Below are 2,439 nucleotides of genomic sequence, written 5' to 3'. Positions count from 1 at the left end.
TTTAAAGGGGATTTTAATTCTATTATGAAGTTTTTCTATACAGACTTATGTAGAAGATTCAGTTGCTTGCAACCAGGGTTTACAGGAAGCACCTCTGAGCAGGCAAACTTTCCCCTTTGTCCAAGTTAATATGAGAGCGTGCCTTTAGGGAGTAAGAAAGAAGGAAAGCCCCTTTCTCTCTATCTGTGTTGACTCATATGAGTAAATTCTGGTGAAAAAAAATAGTAGATTAAATAGAAATCCTGGTTGCAAGCAACCAGGCTACGCTTGCTTTGCTCCAATCTTGCAAGGGTTATAAATAAAAAAATAATAGTTTGATTATGTCCAATTTTTTAATATTTTTATATAAAAAGACTCTATACTCAAGCTAGAAAGACAGTAACTCGCTTTTACAAATCTAAGAGTTTATGAGCGAAATGCAAAATTATAAAATAGAAGATATTGGAATTGACTACTATGAATTGCAGATATCTTTATAAAAAGGAGGTATGTTAGAGAGATAATAAAATCAGTTTAAGCCAATGGGATTTTTATTGGCATATGGAATCAAAAAGAGAAATTGGATTGTTCAAAATAAATCCTAAGGCTTAAGTGTCTACTCTTAAGTTTAATAAGGTATTTATTTATGAAGATACAACCAAATGAATTAGCAGAATTTATTTTCATATACATCGAGGAATACCGCAGAGTATTTCATAGATTTACAACTCCACCACCTGATGGTGCAGGCTACCCACCACTACATATATCCCCCTTTCTTATATCTAATAGCTTTGATGTCTATTTGGCTAATGATGGGGTTATAATTTCAGAAATTGCAGATGAACCACCAAATTGGTTTATAGCTGGAGGCCCAGCTATAAAAGTGGATACAGAACCCACAAAGACACCAATAGGAATTTGTCAAATATTAAAAGACAATAACCTTGAAAATAGATCAATAGGTATATATAGAATTGTTCCTCAAAAGCACATTTCACACAGGGTTTGGAGAGGGAGGATTAAAAATTTATTTTATGAGCACGTCTACCAAAATGACCGATTAAAAATCACATTAAATCTCCGAGTAATTACCAATAAACTACGCGGTTTAATAGAGGATTTGACGTTTGGAGCTGATGAAATTTTTCCTCCTCCTGACTTCCCAAGTGATAAGTCTAATTTTGGACAACCAGATATAATTGAGAATTTAGGATTTTTTCCTGCTGACCTCAATAATAAACGCTTTTTTAAATATTTAGAGATCTATCAGCATATAGACAAAGCGGCTTGGGACAAAAGAATAGTTAGTCTGAGAGTTAAAAGTGATATAAGAAGGGACTATGCAAAAAAACTATCACGGCCAGAACAATTGACAGGAGGATATTTATCTTTTGGGCACACAGAGCATTGGGTTGAGAATTTTTTTAATCGTTTAGAAATACTAAGAACTGCACTCGATGAATTTAAAAAGGTTCTGACGTTTAAATCTCATGAAACGGAAGATGTGTTTCATACCCTGCTTGAGCGATATCCCGTTTTATTGGATGTTTATGGACATTGTAAAAGTAAGCCGCGATTTAAATATCCACAAGGAGAGCTCTCACCGAACGGTAAACAATATGTGGAACCTGATTTTATAGTTATCTACCAAAGTACATCATATAAATTAATAGAGTTAGAGCGTGCATCAAAAAAAATTGCTACTCGTAAAGGACATCCTACCTCTGAAGCAGGTCAAGCAGCATTCCAAATTGCAGAATGGCTTACGTACATTAAAGAATATTACAGTGAACTAAAAACAGTATATCCTGGAATACATCAGAAGTGCACTACATGCCTTATAATTAGCAGATCTACTGAATCAAGTTTTCAAAATATCGAAGATATAAACGGTTATAAGAACATGCTTTATTCTCATTATAAAATTGATGAAATATTAACTTATGACGATTTATATGAAAAAGCGTCTGCAGCTTATACTACTTTAACTGGATTGTTACCTGACTCTAGGCAACGCCAAACTTAACACGATCACAATTTTCGGTTTTAATGTCTGTATTTACTCATAGCAAAGTCTATTAACATTTTTGTAGTTAATTTACTTATTGAAATATGGAATAAATTAACTTTGATAAGTTAACAATATTTATTAACTTTATCACTCTTGATTTTACTTCATCCAGAATTTTTAACTTACCACTTAATTAAGTGGTAAATAAAAGTTTATAAAGAAGCACCCATCAGAGAACCGACTTCCACAGCGAGCCCCCTGAAAACACACTAAATTTTCCAGTTGCAACTCACTGCGGAATAAAATAAGATTGAAGCGCGTTTGTAGTTTTTTAAATGCACTAAAAGCGCTGATAGGAGGGATTCGCAGTCCCCCGCTACCAGCTGACCACAATCTATCCAGGAGATAAATTATGGCTGACGTCATGTTATTTCATTTGCATTCCT

General features: G+C 33.8%; 1 protein-coding gene. It reads left to right on the top strand.

Going from position 1 to position 2,439, the window contains the following annotated elements; translation table 11 throughout:
- The first annotated feature begins 625 nt into the window (after window positions 1-625).
- The gene (locus tag ACN4Z1_RS15840; RefSeq protein WP_228363395.1) at window positions 626-2,008 is read left to right on the top strand and encodes a Shedu anti-phage system protein SduA domain-containing protein; all 1,383 of its coding nucleotides are present in this window, start codon (window positions 626-628) and stop codon (window positions 2,006-2,008) included.
- Window positions 2,009-2,439 lie beyond the last annotated feature (431 nt).

Origin of the sequence: Legionella sp. ST3F1, assembly GCF_048553315.1 — a bacterium.
In the GTDB taxonomy this organism is placed as follows: Bacteria; Pseudomonadota; Gammaproteobacteria; order Legionellales; family Legionellaceae; genus Tatlockia; species Tatlockia donaldsonii.
The sequence above is the reverse complement of the archived record's forward strand: the minus strand, read 5'-3'. Positions and strand labels throughout refer to the sequence as shown.